Source organism: Yeosuana marina (assembly GCF_011762485.1).
Classification (GTDB): Bacteria; Bacteroidota; Bacteroidia; order Flavobacteriales; family Flavobacteriaceae; genus Yeosuana; species Yeosuana marina.
This window is the reverse complement of sequence record NZ_JAAKGI010000039.1, coordinates 106555-129078: the sequence shown is the minus strand read 5'-3', so window position 1 is coordinate 129078 and position 22524 is coordinate 106555. Positions and strand designations below refer to the sequence as shown.

13 protein-coding genes are annotated in these 22524 nt (G+C 31.9%); 8 read left to right on the top strand and 5 right to left on the bottom strand.

The annotated features are described in order from the left end of the window. Positions 1 to 677: 677 nt before the first annotated feature. The 5 genes from G5V56_RS17470 to G5V56_RS17450 form a co-directional block, all read right to left on the bottom strand. The gene (locus tag G5V56_RS17470) at positions 678 to 2627 is read right to left on the bottom strand and encodes a putative porin (RefSeq protein WP_166967550.1); all 1950 of its coding nucleotides are present in this window, start codon (positions 2625 to 2627) and stop codon (positions 678 to 680) included. A gap of 466 nt (positions 2628 to 3093) precedes the next feature. Further along, entirely contained in the window at positions 3094 to 4488 is a 1395-nt protein-coding gene (locus G5V56_RS17465) for a DUF4302 domain-containing protein (RefSeq protein WP_166967549.1), read from the bottom strand. Positions 4489 to 4495: 7 nt separating this feature from the next. Further along, entirely contained in the window at positions 4496 to 5350 is an 855-nt protein-coding gene (locus G5V56_RS17460; RefSeq protein WP_166967547.1) for a substrate import-associated zinc metallohydrolase lipoprotein, read from the bottom strand. A gap of 25 nt (positions 5351 to 5375) precedes the next feature. Next, a complete protein-coding gene (locus G5V56_RS17455) occupies positions 5376 to 6881 on the bottom strand; it encodes a RagB/SusD family nutrient uptake outer membrane protein (RefSeq protein ID WP_166967545.1) in 1506 nt (501 codons plus the stop codon). An 11-nt stretch (positions 6882 to 6892) separates the two neighbouring features. Then, complete coding sequence (locus G5V56_RS17450) at positions 6893 to 10264, bottom strand: SusC/RagA family TonB-linked outer membrane protein (protein ID WP_166967543.1); 3372 nt, start codon at positions 10262 to 10264, stop codon at positions 6893 to 6895. A 289-nt stretch (positions 10265 to 10553) separates the two neighbouring features. Here G5V56_RS17450 and G5V56_RS17445 point away from each other — a divergent pair, with 289 nt between their 5' ends. From G5V56_RS17445 to G5V56_RS17410, 8 genes are all read left to right on the top strand, one after another. After that, positions 10554 to 11153, top strand: coding sequence for a ribonuclease HII (locus G5V56_RS17445; RefSeq protein WP_166967534.1), 600 nt, complete (start codon positions 10554 to 10556; stop codon positions 11151 to 11153). A gap of 100 nt (positions 11154 to 11253) precedes the next feature. Further along, the gene (locus G5V56_RS17440) at positions 11254 to 13692 is read left to right on the top strand and encodes a ribonuclease HII (protein WP_166967532.1); all 2439 of its coding nucleotides are present in this window, start codon (positions 11254 to 11256) and stop codon (positions 13690 to 13692) included. 388 nt (positions 13693 to 14080) lie between these two features. Further along, positions 14081 to 17026, top strand: a complete 2946-nt coding sequence (locus tag G5V56_RS17435; RefSeq protein WP_166967528.1) for a response regulator — start codon at positions 14081 to 14083, stop codon at positions 17024 to 17026. Positions 17027 to 17399: 373 nt separating this feature from the next. Beyond that, positions 17400 to 18230 (top strand): DUF4412 domain-containing protein, encoded by an 831-nt coding sequence (locus G5V56_RS17430; RefSeq protein WP_166967524.1) that lies wholly within the window; start codon positions 17400 to 17402, stop codon positions 18228 to 18230. 14 nt (positions 18231 to 18244) lie between these two features. Continuing rightward, complete coding sequence (locus tag G5V56_RS17425; protein ID WP_166967521.1) at positions 18245 to 18859, top strand: hypothetical protein; 615 nt, start codon at positions 18245 to 18247, stop codon at positions 18857 to 18859. 18 nt (positions 18860 to 18877) lie between these two features. Then, entirely contained in the window at positions 18878 to 20515 is a 1638-nt protein-coding gene (locus G5V56_RS17420; protein WP_166967517.1) for a hypothetical protein, read from the top strand. A gap of 343 nt (positions 20516 to 20858) precedes the next feature. After that, positions 20859 to 22283, top strand: coding sequence for an OmpA family protein (locus tag G5V56_RS17415; protein ID WP_166967515.1), 1425 nt, complete (start codon positions 20859 to 20861; stop codon positions 22281 to 22283). A 15-nt stretch (positions 22284 to 22298) separates the two neighbouring features. Next, positions 22299 to 22448 (top strand): T9SS type A sorting domain-containing protein, encoded by a 150-nt coding sequence (locus tag G5V56_RS17410; protein WP_166967513.1) that lies wholly within the window; start codon positions 22299 to 22301, stop codon positions 22446 to 22448. Positions 22449 to 22524: the final 76 nt, after the last annotated feature.

Below are 22524 nucleotides of genomic sequence, written 5' to 3'. Positions count from 1 at the left end.
CGTTAAATTTTAAATAATTTTAACAACTAATAGGAATTTAATAGTACTCAAAATGGTTTATTCTCTTTGTTCGATTTTCGTCGTTTCCAACTAAATCTTACGCTGTCAATTCAATATGTCTATGAACTTCTTTTCTCTTTTCTTAACTCGTTTCCTCGTTAAGCGGGTGCAAATATAAAACCCTTTTTTTATTCCCGCAATACTTTTTAAATCTTTTTTTGAAAAAAGTTTTTTATCCCTTTTTCTTAATCTAAATCGCCTTGCAATGAACGCCGCTATCCAAAACTTGTTGCCTTTTTTAGCGGCTGCAAACATACACCCCTTTTTCCATTTGGCAATGCCTTTTTTTGTCTTTTTTTTATTATTTTTTTTAGGGCCGTTTTAGCCGCTTATTTCCAATATGTTACACCCTGATTTTTTTTTGATAACCTTTTGGTTTGGATATCTAAAATACCTTAGCTCTATGGGAAATAGCCGCGAACTTCACGCGTTAGGGATGGTAATGACATCCTTTTTATGCTTGATTGTATCTTTAATTGTTAAAAACGGTTGCTTTAATTGTAGTACTTATACATTATGACAGCATTACCCGTTGTATAAAAAGATATAAAGAACAGCCCGACCTTGCCCATTTGGCATGGGAACGCCATTTAACTAGATACGGGAACCCCATTAAACTACATGAAGAAATTCCAAACAACTCCAAAACGAACGGTAAAGTCTCTATACGGATAATTTGGTGCTGAATAATAATTATATCCAGTAAAAGCTGAATTGAAGTGTTCTGCCTTTAAATAAATACGTGTTTGACGAATTTTTGCATTGATAAAAAAATCTAACCTTGGGAAATCTCCATATTCTGTTTCGTTTTGCACATAAAACTCTGCTAACAATGGATCATAGCCATTCATATAGTATGTTGTAAAATAACTAAATGTAAGTCCTGTTTGCAAATACATTGCTTTTTTAAACAAATTTGAAGAAAAATATAGGGTATTACGCGTTGTTAACTCAGGTACATTTAACGTATTATTTGGGTCTTGTACGTTTTGATATAATATCGTGTTATTTAGAGCAAACTTACCTACTCTAAATTCTTTTTCTAATTTAACTCGTAAATACGTAATAGTTGAACTATTTTGAAATGGCTTGACCAGATTGGTTGTTTCGTCTTTTTTAAAATAGGTATAATCTGTTATGGTCGAATAGTCTGCAGAAATATTGGCTATCTTATTTGATTTTAAATGAAATGATAACTGTTCAGTCTCGGTATTATTAAAATTGTTTTGCCAATTATAGTTTATATAATCACTTTGATATAATAAGGTATTATAGTTGGGAGCCCTAGAACTATGATTTATGGCTGCTATTGCAGATATATCATCATTTAATTTAAAAGAAGCTTCTCCTTTTATATAGTTACCATCAAAACCTCCTGTTACATTGATACCCATTTCTCCATTTAAATCGAAACTTTTATATTGTTTATGGTATTTACCACCTGCTGCAAATACGCTCCCTTTTAATCTGTTTGTAATGGTTGTTCCATTAAGCACAACTAATTTGTCGTACCCATAATTATAATTATCATTACTCACATTAAACTGTACATCACCAAGTATATTATTACTGTAGTTTAATTGTACTTGATTATAAAAATTTTCTAAAGATACTCTGTCCTTTAGTTTTGATGTTTTAAAAGCATTACCAAAATAACTACTAGCATTTGTTTGATCGTATTGATAATATTTATCTTCAAAAGACATAATATGTCTTAAACTTAATTTGTTATTTGAGGTTGAATCTTTCTTTCTAATAATATTATAGGTATGATCTAAATAAAAACGTTTGCCTTTAAGAATACTTTCTGCATTTTCGAAATTTACCTCTAATATAGAACGGTCTAAAAATTCGGGATCTCCAGTTTCAAAATAGGGGATATTACTATCCTGTAGACCACCATTTTCTTGATTTAACAAATCTTGAGTTACAATATGTGTTCTTATGTAATATCGTTTATTTTTGGTTGTGTAATTGGTTGTAAATCTGAAATTACCCGTACTTGTTAAAATATGCTGATACTTACCTAATGACCTCAACCCTTTGTACGCAATAGAAAAATTAAATCTTGGTGTTGTATTTACAGTAAAAAAAGCATCTACTAATTGCCCTTGCTCAAAAGCTGTTTTAAAAAACAACTCTGTTAATGGCGTTGGAACATGATAATAATTAATATCTTCAATTTCCATATAGTTAAAATGCCTTGCTCTAGCACCAAAACTTGGCATGAGCTTAGTATTCTCAAAATTATAACTTAAAGAATTATAGGTTTGTCCTAAATTTGAAAACGGAATTAATTCAAAATCATCTTTTCTTAAGTAATTATATTTGTAATCCTTTTTTATCGTTAACGAGGTATCAACATACGTAGTGTCATTCTCATTACTAATTATAAGGTAATCTGTTATTTTAGCAACAGCTTCCTTTTGTTTAGATTGCTTTATTGAATCTTGATATTCTATTATACCTAATTTTTCACCTAATCGATTTAGTTTCTTTGGCTTCTCTTGAGCATAACTACAACCAAAACTGTATAATAGAATGATTAATAAAACTATTTTTCTCATAATTGTTTTTTTCCGAAACAAAAGTAATTATTTGAACGTAAAGCATCGATAAATATTTTAAATAAAGAAAGCCAACAAAATTTTGTCGGCTTTCTATAAAAACAACCATTCTTAAAAAGAATGATTCGTTATAATCAATTTGAATTAGTCGGGAACAAAAGTGGAAATATTAAATTTAAAATACAAAATTATTTAGTTTTTATATTTAATAAAAAGACATAAAAGACAAGTCGTACAACTTTTCATTTTTATTTATTTCAGTGCTAATTATTGAAAGATTAAACTCTTAACCGAAGTATTTTTAACCGAACTTAAATAAAACAGGCGTGATTTAAAACTACACACGAATCTTTTAAATTTTCCGGATCCTACAGTTTGACTCAAAAAAATCCTAATAAAATGTGATAAAAAAAATCGCCTAAAAATTTTTTTTTCAGGCGACCTATTTCATTTTTTTTAATTTCAACTAATTATACCATAAGCCATAAACCCTTAGATTAGGTTGATCGGCACTAGTAAATGTTGAAGATAAATTTGAATAGCTATATAAATCTGAAGAAAAAGAACCTTGATCTGCAAAATATAAACCATTACTACTATTAAAAAATTGTAAAATTGGTATCAAGGCATTAAAAAAGAAATCACCATTTCCGTTAATAGATCCATTGAACTGCAAATACAATTTATTATTTTCTATTGTTTGATTAAAACTATATCCACCATAATAGGTAGTACCGGCTCCATCAAAAACACCAATATAAATGTTAACATTTCCATCTACATCCGGCTGTGCATAATATTCGAACCCTGAATAGCTCCAATTAGCTGCAAAACTTCCAAGTCCTACAATATTTTGGTTCAGTGTATCTATTAATTCATTAAAACCAGGAGATGTTAATGGACTATCTCCAAAAGAAAGATAAGAACCAAATACTTGATGTCCAGGTTGCCCTACTGCTTCTACATCATCAGTTAGAAATGCAGGCGCTTGATCAAATAATATTTTTGCAACTGAACCATTTACAGTTGAAATGTAACTAGATGAATCAGCGTCATACGTAAAATTCTCATAAACTTCTCCATCAAACTCGAGAGCAGGACTAATAATTAAGCCATCTTCTGTAAATGCAATACCAAATTTAAACTCCTCCACAGAAATAACATCATTATCAACAAGGGTAACTCTTGGCGAGGCATAAAGTCTGAAAGCATCATAATTAAAGTTGAAGTTGAAAACTTGATCACCCTTTTCAATTTTTAAAACTTGAAAAACAGAATTTGATGCTTTTGGCAAAATATTTTGACGTTGCGCTAAAGAGGCTTCAGCTTTTATAACGCTTTCTGTAGTAAAATTAGTTAAACCAGAAGGTGTTAAAACAAAACTTCCAGAGTCCACATTTCTAACGTCTTTTAAGGTTATAATACCATTATCATTGCCAAAATATTGAAACACAGAAGTTCCTTTAAAACCTGTCCCTATCAATCCAGGATAGTTAGGGTTACTAACTTTTTGAATATGATTTCTAGTTGTAAACACTAACTCTGTTGTAGTGCCATATCTTACTTCATAAGATGATGTTTGGATAGCTGTATCGCTATCAAAATCTGAGGTCATTTCTACCGTTCCATCTGCATTGAATTTCATAAAAAATGTAAATCCTCCAAACTCATCATTCTTTGGAAAATAAACTCCTTTGTAGCCATTAGGTTCTGCAAGTAATAAGTTTAACAACTCACTATTTGATTGTTGAATTCTTTCTGCAGGAGAATCTGGAAAAAGTGTTTCAGTGTCGTTATTACAAGATAAAAACGACATAAACACAACACCAATTAACCAATACTTTTTATATATATTTTTCATATTTTTTTTAATTTACTAGTTCTTGAGTAGCTGCATTCATTAGGGCTTGTAACTCATATATATCAATATTAAAATTTGTTTGATAGTATTCAGCTACCATAGCTTCCTTTTCTCTAATTTGAGATTTGGCTAAATCACTATCAATACTTTCTACAAGAGCGTCAAAATCTTCTTTTGAATTTGTTAACATTTCTGATATCATTTCTACAAAATCTTCACTTTCTTGACTGGATGCATAAGCTGTAATATAACCTAGCTCTCTTGCCTGAGCATCACTTCTATTAAACCATTGTGCAGTATAATTTTCTGGATTGATTTGGCCATAATTAATATCAATAGGCACATTCTGATTTAAAATATGACCATATTCGTGCTGAACTGTTTTTAACGGTTGTCTTATACTATTAATATCTGTAAAATCCAGAAAATCTATATTAAACAAGGTTATCTTAGCTCCTGCTTCAGCTAAACCGAGTGTAATAGTAGGACTATTTGGATTGTAATTAAAACTACCAACAAAAGTAAATTGACGAGGTGCTATTTTCTTTACAAAATTTTCACCACCTAGAGTTGTATATGGTTCTATCCATGCCTTTTGCAAAGCTTCTGCTACTGGTTGAACACTCGCCTCATATGGTGGGTGCAAGTATCTATCAATATCTGTATCATTTATGTCCCATTTGTATAGAACTTCTATATTATAAGTTGATACAAAATTATTTCTTAACCAAATATCTAAATCATTTAATATAGGTGTGCTAGTATCTATCTGACTTTTACCTACACTATCTGAACCGTCATCACAACCTAGCACTAAAAAAACTGACGATATCATAACTATTTTATATATGTATTTTTTCATTTTGATAAAATTTTATAATTAGTATTTATCTGGGGTTTTGTTCTATACCAAAAGATTGCGCAGCTTCTGGAATTTGTAATTGTCTTCGTAAATCATCTTTTGGCAATAAATAACTGTTGCCCAAAATATCTTTATGTTCAACTTCCATATTAAACCTCTTTATATCAAACCAGCGTAAGCCATCTTGATAAAAGATAGTTCGTTTAATATCTAATATTGAAGCTATAAATGGAAGTGATTCTTCCGGTATATTGTAAAATGGTGCGTACATTGCTGAAGGTAGGCCTTGATATATAAAAGCAATATCTGATGCTAAAAGCTCATCTGTTGATGGATCATAAAAATCTGATTTTACAGACAATGATGTGTTAATATCTGCCGTTGCATTATCATATTGACCCAACATAGCGTATGCTTCAGCTCTATTAAGTATAACCTCATCTGTAGATAAAAGAACGTATGACACATAGGTATTACCTGTTCCTGCAGCTTGATTAATCACTTTAAAATATTCTTGATACTTAGGGATGTTGTAATATAAATCAGAGGATCCATAAACCCCAAAAGACCAAAAATTACCTGAAATATTTCTACCAAAAAACAATTCACTAGCAATAGCACTTGTTAATTGATATCTTGCACTATAAAAATACCTTGCATATAGAGATTCTGCAGAAACAATTAATAAGTTAGCAGGCTCTGTTGTTGATGATGTATATCTATACACTTGCTCTGAATACGTACGAGGACTATATTCGTTAGTCCAATCTCTTAAAACTGCTGCGCCCCCACCGTTTAAAGCCAAAATACTATAATCAATTACTTTTTGCCATTCTGCTGTGTATAAATAAAAACGAGATGCGAATGCATAAGCCGCTTTTTTTGTAAAATGAAAAGCAGGCACATTGTAACTATCTTTAATTAATGGTAAACCTTCTTCAAGATCACTTGCAATATGATTATATACATTTTCAACAGTACCTCTCTCATAATCACCAAGCAAAACATCTTCTGGTTCTGTTACATAAGGAATACCTAAATCTGAACTAGCAGTTGAAGGATTATAAGCTTTTGAGAAAATATTTACCAACATAAAATGGGCATAAGCTCTGCATATTAAAGCTTCTCCTTTTAGATAATCTAAGTCAGCACCGCCACCTAACTCTTCAATAGATTTTAAAGCTTGATTTGCCTGAGCTATTGCTTTATAGGCTCTATTCCAATAATTGGTTGGTGTATCAACATCTACATCATTTATATCTTGCCAAAAATACATACGTTCTGTAAGTGTTGTGGCAACATCAATTCCTGTTTCTGCACTGGGTCCTTTATCACCAGCGTTGTCTGTCATGGGCTCTAAAAAGGACACATAAGCCGCATCTGGATAAGCTCCTACTAATAGCTCTGCTACCTTTTCGGGAGAATCTATTGTTGTTCTATTATCTGGAGTTTCATCTAAAATATCGTTACATGACGATAGTATTAAAAATAGAGCAACAAACTTTATAATATTATATTTTTTATTTTTCATAGTATCGTATATTAAAATAGAACATTAACAGAGAAGGTAAACAATCTTGAAATAGGATAAGCAACCCCACCAGATCTGAAGAACTCTGGGTCTTGACCTCCAAGTTTTGAATCAGAGTAAATTAAAAAAGGATTGGTAGTTTGTAAACTCATTCTAAGATTTGAAAGTCCTATTTTCTTTGTTACATACTTATCTAAAGTATATCCTAGAGATATATTTTTCATTCTAACAAAACCGCCATCTGCTACGCGTGCTGAAGAATAATTATAAGCATTATAAGCTCTTCTAACTTCATTACTGCCATAAGATTGAAGTACACTCTGCGAAGCGATAGTAGGAATGGTAGTTATATTTTCATCTCCTGGTGCTATCCATCTGTTTACAAACTCTCTTGGAAACACGTCTAAATCGGTATATTGTGAACTATACGTTGGTGTCAATCTAATTTTATTACCTGCAGAGAAAGAAATAAAGAAACTGAAATCCCAATTTTTATAGGTAAAACTATTTGAGAGACCTCCTGAAATATTAGGCTCCCCAGAACCTTCATAAACTAAATAATCTAGAACATTATCTGTATCTTGAAAATCTATTAATTCATAAGGTCTATTTGGATTAAAATCTGGATCTTGGGTTAAAAACATTGGTAAACCCAGCTCATTAAGTCCTTCAAATTTAAATGAGAACAATGAGCCTTTTGGATAACCAACAGCATTACCTCTGCCTGTTCCTGCAACTAAATCGAACACATTAGCTTCTTGTTTAAGCGAGGTTATTTCTTGTTTGAAGTGCGAAATATTAAAGCCTGTTCTCCATCTAAATTTATCTGAATCAATATTTACGGTATTTAATTGAAATTCTATACCGTTCGTAGTCATTTCAGAGTTATTACCTAATTTAATTGACTCTCCACCTATACCTGTTGTTCTTATTAAATCTATTAAATCTTTACCTTTTCTAAAATAAGCATCAAAATTTAACATAACTCTATTATTAAAGAACCCAACATCTAACCCTAAATTTAATTCTAAGGTTTTTTCCCAGGTTAACTCGCTATTTTGCAAATCTTCTATCTCTATAAGATTTTCGCGATCGGCGTTACTTAATCGGTCGGTAATTTGATTTCTAAATACCGCTAAATTGTTTGTTGCATTATTTGCTAATAAAGCTACAAGACCATAACTTGGTCTAAACGACATGCTTGATATAACGTTTGAATTTTTGATAAAATCTTCTTTATCAATGTTCCATTTACCTCCTATGGTATAGGTTGGCAACCATCTAGAATCAGAAGATTTACCTGCTCTATTGGAGCCTTCATAATTACCTGTAATATTTAAAACATATTTCTTATCAAAATCATAAGTTACATTTGCAAAGAAAGATACTTCGCGTTGTCTTGTTTCTGAGGCTGAAAAATACGGATTTCCTTCTAAGATAACTTTCTTTAGAATATCTGGGTCTGTAAAGACTGTACCTCCTCTATCAAATTGATAGCCATAGCCTGTATTAGAACTTTGAGCTCTGTCTGTATATCTGTATTCTTGACCACCATAAATTCTAATTCCATGAAGATCATTATTAAATCGTTTAGTAAAATCAAGAGTATTTCTGAAAGTATAGGTTACTAATGAATTTTTTGATGTAATTAAAATACCTCCAACTGGCAACACCACTTTTGGTCTTGAATTTGGTTTGTCAGGATCTGAAAACAAGAATGTGTTTTGATCCTGTACAATAGTTGTTTCGCTTGCTCTGTAAGCCGCTGCTACATTTGAGTTTTCAGTTATAGAATGATCTGAGTTTGAGGTTGCGTAACGAGCTGATCCTAAGAAGTTAAATGTTAAGTTATCATTTATCTTATACTCTGCTTGACCTTGGAATTTAATATCAGAAACATTAAGTTCTATGCCATTATTATCCAATTCATTCAAAATATTAAATGGCGCCCAATTATAACGCGAATATTCTAGATTCCCATTAGTATCTCTAGGCCGCAATGCTCTACTTGTGTTTAAAGCATAACTAAATGGATTAATATCAAAATCTCGAGTGTAAGATCCACTTACTAAATCTTCTTGCCTTGCAAAAGTACCAGGAGCTAATTGATTTCTAATAGAACCCTGTAACTGAGTCGTGATTTTTAATTTATTATCGCTTAAAAAATAGGTGTTTCGTAAGTTTCCTGTTAATCTTCTAACTCGGTCTGCTACCGTCCAGCCAGAATCTGTATAATACCCAAGTGATGCATATGACGTGGAATTCTCACTACCACTTGAAAAACTTAGAGTATGTGTTTGTGTTGGTGTGGTGTTAAATAATGTTTTAAACCAATCGCTATTTGCTAATTCATACTGTTGTAAAAATTTAGCTCTTGCTTCAGGTGTATTTTGTAATTGAAACTGTCCTGTGGTTTCATCATAATTATTAATAGCTCTATACATTATGTTATAAATACCACCGTATCTACCTTGAAAAGATGAAGGTAAATCTAAAAATCCTTTTGACTCCATTTCTCTGTAAACAGAAACTGTTTCTTGAGAATTTAGTAAATCATAGTTAGTATATCTTGGAATATCTCTTACAGCATATTCAGCAGAATAACTAAATGTTGGTTTCTGATTTTTTTTACCTGATTTGGTAGTAATTACAACCACTCCGTTTAATGCTCTTGCACCATATAATGCTGTAGCCGAAGCGTCTTTAAGAATCTCAAAGCTTTCAATATCTGAAGCATTTAAACCTGCAACGGCAGAACTTAATAGGGTGTTAGGATCACCGGAAACCAAATCTGATACTGATAAGTTAACGATTTCTTCTTGGATAACCCCGTCGATGATCCAAATTGGTTTTGTGTCACCCAAAATAGATGATGACCCTCGAATTGTAATTCTTGGTGAAGCTCCAAAAGTACCAGATACATTTTGTACACTTACACCGGCTGCTCTACCTTCTAGAGCTCTGGAAATATCTGCAACTCCATCAAGCTTAATATCTTTAGCCTTAATGGTTTGAGATGCTCCTGTAAAAAGTTCTCTTTTTACATTTTGATACCCCGTTATTACGACGGCATCTAAATCTTCTAAATCCTCAATCATTGTAACATTAATTGTAGTATCACTACCTACAGTTAACATTTGTGTTTTCATACCAATATAGGTAATTTTTAAAACCTCCCCCCGTTTAGCTGAAATGGAATAATTTCCATCAAAATCGGTTACAACACCTCTACTTGAGCCGTCTACAACGATAGTTACTCCATCTAGAGGAACACCATTAGCATCCGAAATTGTACCAGTAATTGTAAGGTTTTCTTGAGCATAAGAAAATAGGGATGTTAGCACCATAAAAAGTGTCAACAAACATGTCTCTTTTAATTTCATACAAGTTATATTTGAATTAGTCGACGGTAAACATCTTAAAATTTTCTTAAATAACCAAATATTCTTACAAAAATATGTTTAACATAAAGATAAAAATATTAAACAAATTAGAATATTGTTAGATTTTTGTTAAAAAAAATAAACTTTAGTCATCAAATTAATAAATCAACTTATCAAAAAATGATTGCAAATAATTTTTAAAGCCATTTTTTGTTAATTTCATAAAATGGAAACCATGCTTTCTTCTTTTTTTTAAATAAAATTATAGATTTGATACTATTTATATCAGATGCTATTATTAAACTATTCAAATAAATATCTAGAATGTGGCACAGACGAAGCAGGTCGCGGCTGTTTAGCTGGTCCTGTAACTGCAGCAGCCGTAATTTTGAAAGAGAATTTTACTAATACTCTCTTAAATGATTCCAAACAATTAACAGAAACCAAAAGAGAATTCCTGAAACCTATTATTGAAACCGATTCTTTATCGTTTGGAGTCGCTCATATTTTTCAGGAAGAGATTGATAATATCAATATTTTAAATGCTTCTATTTTAGCCATGCACAAATCTATCAGTCAATTAAACCCTGTTCCAGAATTTATCATTGTTGATGGCAATAAATTTAAACCTTATAAAAATGTTCCGTTTGAAACCATCATTAAAGGAGATGCAAAATATATGAGTATCGCTGCTGCCTCCGTGCTAGCAAAAACATATAGAGACCATTATATGACTCAAATACATGACGAATTTCCTATGTATAACTGGAAACAAAACAAAGGCTACCCCACCAAAGAACACAGAGAAGCTATAAAAAAATACGGTATTACAAAATACCACAGAAAATCATTTAGATTATTACCAGAACAATTAAAACTAAGCTTGTAGTATTTTATTTGTAAAAACATAGCTTAAAACATTGTATTCATGCGGTTTTAAATTTTAATTAAACTAAAAATATAGTAGGTTTGTAAAAATTAATTCATTTATGAGATTATTTTGTTTTTCCCTCTTATTCCTTTTTATTTACGGCTGTTCAAACGAGAAAACAAATCACACACAACTTATTCATTTTGTTCCAGAGAATAGTTCTATAGTCCTTAAAACATCTAATCTTGAAAGTTTAAAAAGCAGTATACAAAACAATGATTTTTTACAGCACTTTTCTAAAACAAATGCCTATAAAAATTTAGAAAGCAAATTAAACGGTTTATCCCTGTTACAACCTACGGGAGAATTATTAATCTGTTTTTCAAAAAATGCTATAGATAGTCTTCAATACACAATCATTACAAAATATTCAAAAGGCTTATTTGTGAGAGATTCACTAAAAAATTATATTGAAGAAACTCTAAAATACAAGAAAAAATCAATTATCAAGTCTTCCTATAACAACCACACTTTTTACAGTGCTGTTATAGACAGTACTTTTTTTGCATCATCTTCTATAAAACTGGTTGAAAACGCCTTTAATTACAGTGACACTAATGCCGAATTAGAAAAAATATACAGAACAACTGAAACTGATAAAACAGTTTCTGTTATTCTCAAGTGTGATGAAACCAACTTTATAAAATCATTTTTTCCTGACAATCAATTACCTCTAAAAACATTTACTAATTATTTAGCCTTTGATACCGAAATAAGTCAGGATGAAACATTAATTAACGGTATCACTCAAGCTAACGATTCTACCAAGAGTTTTATAAACGTGTTTAAAAACACCATTCCGCAAGAAAACCAAATACAGCATATAACACCAATTGATGCCGATGGATTTTTAAGTTTTACGTTTAATACGTATGAAAAATTTCATTCAAATCTCGTTAAGTTTACCCAAATTGATACTTTAAAAGAAACGTCTCATCTGTTTGATAACATTATTGAAGTTGGCGTTATTTACAATTCTAACGACCGAGCCATTGTTTTAAATTCTTTAGATGGTATTTCAACTGAAGATGCCTTAATTAGTGAACAAAATGTGATTGATACCTTTCGGCAGGTTGACATTTTAAGCTTTAGTAAACCCGATTTATTTGAGACCTGCTTTTCACCTTTAATCTCCTTTAATAAGGCTACCAAATATTGCATATTAGATAATTTTTTGGTTTTTGGTGATAATTTAGAAATACTTCATGATATCATTTCGAACTATCAAAACAAAACAACTTTAAGTGAGCAACCGTATTTTAACGATATACAGGAGCAACTCAGTGATGCTTCGTCTTTATTCATGGTTTTCAATCCATCTATTCTTAATGATATTTTAAACAATAATCTTGAAGATGATAGTGCTGTAACATCGTTAGACAACTACAAAATATCAGCCTTACAATTTATTTATGATACTAATTTTGCCCATGTTAATGGGATCGTTAAAAAAACAAAAGTTAAAGCCGCACAAAATTCAATTACCGAAGAATTAAACATCAGGCTAGACAATGATTTATTAAACACTCCTCAATTTGTCACTAATCACATAACCAGACAAAAGGAAATTGTGGTTCAGGATATAAAGAATAATCTCTATTTAATTTCAAATTCTGGTAAAGTCCTTTGGAAAAAACAACTGGACGGCGCTATTTTAGGACAAATAGAACAAATTGATCTCTATAAAAACGGCAAATTACAATTAGCCTTTACAACACCTCATCGATTGTATGTAATTGATAGGAACGGACATAATGTGTCTCCTTTTCCTGGCAAATTTAACGATGTTATTACCCAACCCTTGTCCGTTTTTGATTATGGTAATAACAAAAATTACAGACTATTAATTACGCAAGGCAAAAATTTGTTGATGTATGACAAAACTTTAAAGGTTGTAAAGGGCTTTGTTTTTAAATCGGCCAACAATCCCATTTTAAATCAACCACAACATTTTAGAATTGGCAGTAAGGATTATATTGTGTTTAAAACCCAAAACAAAATGTATATTCTTGATAGAACTGGTAGAACACGAGTGTCTCCAAAAACTTCTAATTCATTTTCAAATGAATCTATTTATCTATACAATAACAAATTTACAACCACCAATCCTGATGGCGAGTTAATAACTATTGACTCCAGAGGAAATAGTGTGTCTCAAAATTTAAATCTATCATCGCAACATCATATTGAAACTTCTAGCAAAACATTAGTGACGCTTAGTGAAAATAAATTGACTATTAAAGGAACCACGTATGAACTCGATTATGGTATTTATACGAGTCCTAAATTATTTTATTTACAAGATAAGATTTATGTAGCTATTACCGATTTACAAACTCAAAAAGTGTATTTGTTTGATAGTAACGCTCAATTATTGCCTAATTTCCCTGTTTATGGAAATTCAGCCATTACTCTTGATAATATTGATTCAGACAAGGATTTAGAGTTTGTAACCAAGGGTGGCACTAACTCTATAATCCTTTATCAAATAAACTAATTTTATAAAAAATTTAACCTTTTTTAATGTCCCTTAGTATTTTGTAAGTAAAAAACTAATTTATACCTTTAGCGCTGCTATTAATCAATAAATTACAATAACAATTTTTCCTTAAAAAACACGTTTAATTTTCTTTTTGGATTTAGTTTTATTCTTAATCTAAAAATAAATTTATAACCATTAAAAGAACATGTATTTAATTCAGAAATATTAACTTATTGAATACATAACGATAACCAAATCGCAAGTCCTCAAATCTTGAGCGCCAAAACAATTGTTTTGGCGCTCTTTTTTTATCTTAATAGAAGCAAAATTATGTGAAAATTAAATATAATAAATTGTCTATCAATTATTTGTTTATATTTAGAAATCAAAATAAAGATTTGATATGAGGTTAAAATTTACTTTGCTTTTCTTTTTTATGTCATGGTTCTCTTTTGGGCAAACTAAAGAAATTGATTCTTTAAAAAAGGAATTAAAAAGAGTAAAAACCGATTCTGAAAGATTAAAAGTTCTAACAAATATTTTTGAAACTTACCTTTTTATAAATCTTGATTCTGCCAATGTTTATAGAAATGAAATTATCTCTATTCCAAAAAAGAATAAAAAAGAATTGATAACGGACTATGGTCATTCATCTAAGTATTTTTATTATAAATATGATTTGGATAGTTCTTTATGCTATGCTGAAAAATCTCTTAAAATAGCTGTAGAGCTTAAAGATCAAAAATTACAATCAGATTTTTATAGAAAAATGGCGATTTTGAGTAGTAGAAAATTTGATTATGAAAAAGCTACTCAATATGGAAAATTAGCTCTTAAAACTGCAAAATTAGCAGGAGACTGGGAGCACATTGCTTCAGCTAGCACAATGCTGGGCAATCAATATTTTAAAAGAAATGACTTTGATTTAGCCATAAAATTTTATTTAACAGCTGATTCAATTTATAAAGCGAACAAATATGAAGACAGAAATACAGCATTGTTATATGACAACTTGGCGAGCATTTATATAGAACTTAAAGAAAGTAAGGCATTACTGTATATTAAAAAAGGTAGGAATTTATATGAAAAATTACAAGATTTAGAAGGTCTAAACTATAACAATACTTTAAAGGGTACTTATTATCAAGCTGTTGGTGATTATAAAAATGCTGTAGTTAATTTTGAAAAAGCATTAGATTTTTATATTAATTATGGTAGTGCATATAGACTTAATGAAGTATATGGAAGACTTATTAACTGTTATTCACAAATTGGATCTGCAAACAAAGCATCTAGTTATTTATTGAAATCTGAAGTTTTAATTAAGAATTTAAATGATAAATCAAATCTCCTTGAACTTTATATGAATGCTGGTCAATATTTTCTAGATCAAAAAATTTATAATCAAGCCATTATTTATTTAAATAAAGCAAATTTAATAATTCATGAAAACAACGTGGATTTCTCATTAACTTCCAAAAGAGAGATTAGTAAAGGTTTGTCCAATGCTTATTATAATACAAAAGATTATAAAAATGCATTTGAGTTTTCTCAAATCAGTTTAAATATTAATGATAGCATTTATAAGAAAAACAATTTAGAAATATCTAAAGAACTAGAAACCAAATACCAAACCGAAAAAAAAGAACAAGAAATCGCCTTATTAAAATCAGAAAAAGAAGTAGCGGCACAAAAACAAAAAAATCAACGTAATTTACTTTTGGGTGGTTTAGGCATAACCTCAATTGCAGGATTGTTTCTATTTGTATTATATAGAAACCGCCAAAAAACCAATAACAAATTAAAAGAATTAGATACCCTCAAATCAAACTTTTTTGCTAATATTTCTCACGAGTTCCGAACGCCTTTAACCTTAATTTCAAGTCCAATTGATGATGTTTTGACTGACAGTTCTATTTCAGAAAAAAAACGAGAACAGTTTTCTGTTGCCAAACAAAATTCAGAACGTCTTTTATCACTCGTCAATCAATTATTAGACCTTTCAAAAATTGATGCAGGACAATTAAAATTACATCTGCAGCAAGGTAATGTGCTTCAACTTATTTCCGCCTTGAGCCAATCATTTACTTATTCTGCAACACAAAAAAATATTAATCTAAACCTCAACATAAAACAAAGTGACGAAAACGTTTGGTTTGATAAAGATGCTGTTGAGAAAATAACGGTTAATCTATTATCAAACGCTTTAAAATATACCCCAGAAAACGGATCGGTTGTTTGCCAAGCATCTGTAGAGAATAACAAATTAGTTTTACAGGTAAATAACACGGGAACAGGATTAACTTATGAGGAATCGAATCATATATTCGATCGATTTTACCAAACCAATGAACAAAATCAAGGTACAGGTATTGGCTTAGCGCTCGTTAAAGAATTGGTTGAATTACATAAAGGCACTATTGAAGTAATTAGCACACCAAACGAATGGACATCATTTAAAGTAATGCTCTCTGTAGATAAAAATAGTTTTAAAAACGATATTATTTTAACTGCTGCAAACACTAATATTAAAACAGAAGTTCCGTTTTTCACAAGCCCGCAAATTGAAGACGAGGATGAATTTGCAGATAGTGAATTGCCAATTTTATTGATTGCTGAAGACAATAATGACTTAAAAAATTTATTAAAACAAACGTTTGAAACTAACTATAATGTAATTACTGCACCTAATGGAAAGATTGGTGTTGAACTGGCTTTAGAGCATATTCCAGACCTTATAATTTCTGATATTATAATGCCAGAAAAAGATGGGGTTGAGCTTACTAATGCTTTAAAAAATGATGAGCGTTCTGCACACATTCCCATTATACTTCTTACCGCAAAAGCAGATGTTGAAAGCAAATTTACTGGTATTGACACTGGAGCCGATGATTATATCACAAAACCTTTTGATAAAAAATTATTGGTACTTAAAGTTGAAAAATTAATAGAATCCAGAAGAAAACTGCAATCTCGCTACAGTCAAGAAATTATTTTAAAACCCAAAGACATTGCCTTTACTAATTTAGATGAAATATTTCTTAATAAAGTACAAATAGTACTCGATAACCAATTGGTAGAATCTTCTTTTAATGTAGAAGATTTTAGTAAAGCCGTAGGCATGAGCCGCATGCAATTGCATCGAAAAATAAAGGCATTAACAGGTTTATCAGCATCCGAGTTTATTAGGTCACAGCGTTTAAAACTTGCTGCGCAACTACTTAAAAATTCAGATATAAATATTTCTCAAGTTGGCTACTCGGTTGGTTTTAACGATCATGCCTACTTCAGTAAGTGTTTTAAAGATATTTACAAATGTACTCCAACAGAGTATGCTAAAAAATCTTGATAGGTAACACAAATTCTTTTTTGTTACTGTGTCAACAAACTTCAGTTAATTTCATGCAGCTTATCTTTGAAGCTCCCCTAATTTAACACATCGCAAAACTTCTTTTTTTAGGCCATGTTACAAATGTTATAGCATTTGTTACATGCTTAACAGGCTGTGTTTTATCTCCAATATACTTTTACAAATAGTTAATAGCAAGACACTTAAGGAGGAAAAATGGCAGATGTAAAAAAAACCTTTATAGGTAAACTGGACAATCTCCATAGTTATAAAATATACCTAAATGTGAATCATTTAGAAAAGGGTATTTACACATTGAAAATTATGCATAAAAACAAAGTCATAAAAAAAACAACCTTTAAAAAATAGAATCATGAAAACCTTAAAAGCTATACTATTCATACTAGTAATCTTTATAGCACCCAATACCAATGCACAATTATTAAAAAAATTAATGAAAAAAGCTACAGAAGCCTCTGAGCGTACTCTGGAACGTAAGGTTGAAGAAAAAACAGAAACAGAAACAGAAAAAGCCTTCGATTCAACTTTTAATAATCAAAAACAAACTAAAAATGACAAAAGTAGTTCGTTTAATATCTCTGCTTCAAAGGCAGCACCCGCTGCTAACTATAATTTTTCACACAAATATGTCATGCAAGTTAAAAGTGATAAAAATGAGACCATTCTTAATTACTATCTCACCAATTCGGGTGATTACCTAGCTTCTTCAGTTCCCGATAAAAACGGTAACGAAGATGTAATAACGGTTATGGATTTAAGCCGTAAGACTATGTATATGTTTATGGAGAATAAAGGCGATAAAAGCCAAATGTCTATGAGTTTAGATTTAGAAGAAATAGCAGATGATGCTCACGAAGAAACAAACGTTAAGGTAACACCCACTGGCAAAACAAAAACCATACTTGGTTATAAATGTGAAGAATATAAAGTGGTTGGCAACGATTTGAATGGCACCATTTGGGTAGCTCCAAATGCAGATATCAGTTTCTCAAAATCGTTTTACAATATAAAAGCAAAAAAAGGGATGGATCAATCTTGGATGAAAATGATAAATGGACTGACCCTTCAAATGGATATGGTAGATACCTCAAACCGTAAACCTCAAAACATAAACATGACCTGTATTGCTTTAGAAAAATTGAAGCTAAATATCCATACCAGTGACTATAAAAAATTAATGTAAAAACCACTAATATCATGAAAAAAATAATAGCCATTTTAACAGTATCTGCAATCATGCTATCTTGTGGAAATACCGACAAGAAAGAACAGAATTCAATGTCTGCCCCGGAAACTAAAACAACTACAACTGTAAAAAATAAAATAGAAAGCACAAGTAATACCACCCTGTTGTGCAAAATCAACGGTGAAGAATGGGGGTATACCAAGGCAGATGGCCTAGTGTCACGCAACAGCTCAACTAATGTTCGTACAGCTACGATCACATTTACAAAAAAACTAGATAAAGGTAGTGAGGAGGTGCAGCTCGAATACGATGTAGATAAAAATACCCTTACCCGTGTTTTGGCAGAGTTAAAACGGCCAGATAAGGAGGGTAATTTATTTACCAACTTCTACAACCAATCGGCAAACCAATTAGATCGAAATCCCGAAGCTAGCATGTCTGGTACCGTTTCCTTGAACGAAGATGCACGGGTCGCTGCCGGTACTGCCGTTTTCACGGTACAGAACGACTATGAAAAGGATAAACTCGGTAATACTTCAGACCTGCTCATTACCATTTCTGATTTAAAGTTTTCAGGGGTGTCCTATTCCGATACAGACGATTTTAAAAAATTGATAAAAAGATAGACCACTAAATATAAAATCATGAAAACTATAATTATTAAACTAGCCCTTTTTTCAGCCTTTTTGTTGTTAGGACAATATGCCTATACACAACCCTCAAAGAATGCTAAAAAAATTCCGATTCATGAAATCAAGCTTGAAAAACGTGATGATAATACAAGAGTTGGTGCTATGTATTGGCAAACGTCATTAAAAGACTCTGTACAAAAATTTATTATCAATGATATCGACATTTTAGATCCTGTTCAAGTAGTCTTAACTTCATTTTCAATGGGTAATGAAGTAAATTTAGATTTTTACGATAACCTCGGCGAATCTCCGGTCGCAAGAATTTCTTCTAACGGAAAAAAAATTGGGCAAAAAATATTCCGAACTGTCAAATCTCAGGAACTGGGGATTACTTCAAAAGCAGAGGGCATACACTATATAATATTGGTGACAGTAGGGAAAAAATTTCCAGTTTCTAAAAAACCCCTTATAAGGCTCACAAATGATCCAAAAGTATCCAAAAGTAAGATTAACCAACAAAATACTGAAGAAACTTCTTTAATACCGTCTTCAGGTGATGGTCCTTCCTCCATGAACTCGGCGAATGAAATAAAAGTCAAAAAAGACAGTAATACCCTGCTATACGCAATAATTGGACTGTTAGTATTAATAGCGGCTGTACTTATTCTCCTTTTGCTCAAGAATAAAGGCAACAAAAAAGTTATTTCAATCATCATTTTCATGTTAGTTGTCAATCCCTTATTGGGGCAATCAGATTCCCCAACGCAAATGTTAATGGAAGATATCGATAAAATTTTAGAGGGTTTGGATAGAACTTCCCCTACGACCACCGAGCCGGTTCCAATTGTAGAATATGATGGTGAGCCGTGGTATCCGCAAGACCCAATACCTATAGAAACAGGTGGGGTACCAGTTTCTCAGGGCGAGTGGGACAATATGATTTTTATGAATTTAATACGAATGCGCGAAGAGTACGTAGGGTTTAATAATCTCATTAAAGAATATATGGCTGGTATCACAGATAAACAGGGCCGTAATACATTACGCATAGATAGCAACGAAGAGGAAATGGAAAGAATGAGCAGGCGCCTTCAAACGCTTGAAAGACAAGTAGAAATACTGACCCAACAGGATCGAAACCAATTGCCTCCTCCTGATCCAGGATGGCATATTACGATTTATTGTCAGGATATTACGGACTGCGCTGAATGCTTCCAAACCCAGTATAATGAACTAGCTGCTTTGCAAGGTAAATTTACAATTCTAAATTCGCATTACTCCCAAGCTGAGATAACATTGAAAAATAAAATCGAATGGGGTAATTCATGGGCGAACTCCGTACCAGGCCTCTCTTTGGGATGGACCCCGGTATTGAAAAAACTTCAAGAGCAACGACTGGGTTGGGCAAGAGTGTATAGTCAAAAATCTTTAGAATTCATGGATAGATTAGAAGTGATTTTACAAGGCTTTCAAAGATGTAAAGAAGAGTTACAAGAGTTACAACAAAGAGAAGAGGAAGAGACTCTTGAGCTTAATCCAGATGATCCTGCCGAAATCATCGTCGTTTTTCCTCCAGCAGACTTAGACCAAATTAGAGCTCTATTTAGATCTTATGTATTAACCAATGAGCAAATTGCTGCATTGCACTAAGGGGCTATTAACTAGTTACAAATAATATATACTAGAAGTGCTCATATTAGTAAAAAACTCAGCCAAATTAATTATTTATTAATAATATAATAATAGGACTATTATGAAAATAATCATCGTTACACTATGTATGTTTGTCTGTATTTTGTATGCATGCAAAAACGAACCCAAAGAAAAAAGCAATCAAACTAGTATAGAACAAAAAGCCACAAAGGAAACAAGTGGCAACCAAAATGGGAATCAAAAAACCTTTGGCGAAACCACCGAGGCATTCCTGGAATCGATTGGTGCCGATGCCGAGGCAAAAGCGGAATACCTGCAAAAATTAAAAGAACTAGAAAGTATGCCTGCTGATTCCGTCGAAATGGTGCAAATGCTAGAAGCCTTAATGGCAGAGGCTGTTCAACGCGAACAGGGCGAAGGAAACCGAACGAAAAAGCAGCAAAAAAGACAAAGCGGCAGCATGGACGACCTAACCGCTGCTTTTGAAAAGCTGAATGCGGAATCTGGTGTAGATGCTACCATCGGCAAACTTAAGAAAGTAGATTCCATCACCGGACAGAATAGTTTTCAAGTACTGGATATGGATCAGGAAACCATCCACAAAATGTCTGAAAAAACTAAAAGTGCAGCTGAATCTACAAATAAAGAAACGGCTCCAAAAGACAAAATGACCGATGATGAAATGGACATGATGCGGGCCTTTACAAGGGCAAACAGCAATCTGCATAACACGGCGGAACTGGACAAGCTGCAACAGATGATTGCAAGTACCGATCTCGAAAAAATGGCAGCGGAAAATAAGATCACGGAAAGATATGCCCAAATGCAGGGTAATGAATTTGAAAGGATATTAAAACGCCTGGCATCAAAAAAAAAGGAAGTGACTAAAGCACAACAGACCTTTAAAAAGTTGAATCCTAATCTTTATTTTGGAGAGGAGTCCGGTTTTACGTATTTCGGCAACAAGGGAAAAGCCGTGTATCTGCCCCTAGGCAAACTTTCTTTTGCCGATCGGGTTGTTGAAGTTAATCATCCCGAAAACAAAAAAACCGCCAATTATAGTTTGGGTGAGCCCGATGCCTATACCACTGGGATTAATTCGGTAATGAATGTGCACAGCATGGGTTTAAAAGGTATTCTAATAGTTAAGTTTGAAGACAATGCCTTAGTTAATGTAAACGGACCTGATTTATATGTATTTGAGTTAGGCCAAATCGAGCCTACCAATCTTGAAATTTCAAAAGATGGTAAAAAATGGATTTCTGTTGGGAAAATCTCTGGAGGAGTTGCCGAGGTAGATATTCATGATTTTGTTAAACCTGATGAACTTTATTATTATGTGCGATTAACTGATTTAGACACTAAAAGTGGTATTCCTGGAGCCGATGTTGATGCCATAGCAGCCATAGGATCTGCAGTGCGCTTGAATTTAGATAGTCAGGTGCTTTTTGATACTGGTAAATCTGAATTGAAACCAGAAGGAAAACCAGCCATTAACAAATTGGTAAATAGCATTAAAATACTTCAAAAAGGAAATGTTATTGTTGAAGGCCATACCGATGATGTAGGAAGCGAAGCAACTAATAAAAGTCTGTCTTTAGCCAGAGCGAAAAGTGTTTCTGCCGAACTCAAAAAATCAATTCCAAACACAGCTTTTAAATGGAAAGAAATGGGTTATGGAGAAACAAAACCTTTAGTAGAAAATAATTCCGAAGAAAACAGGGCACTAAACAGAAGGGTTGAGATTTTAATTCTTCCTAACTAAAAAATGAATTTTAAAATGATTGAAATCTATGATTTATTAGGGATACAGGTTTTAAAAACAACAGATACTAAACAAATAAAAACCTTACCAACAGGAATCTTTTTAGTTAAAGCATATTTTACGAAGGAGTCATCACAAAAAAAATTATTAAAGAATAATATATAAGAAGCTATTAATCAGTTTTTTTTATGGAAGCCAATCATAAAAGAGTTGGTTTCCTTTTTTGTTTTAATTCCTTTTA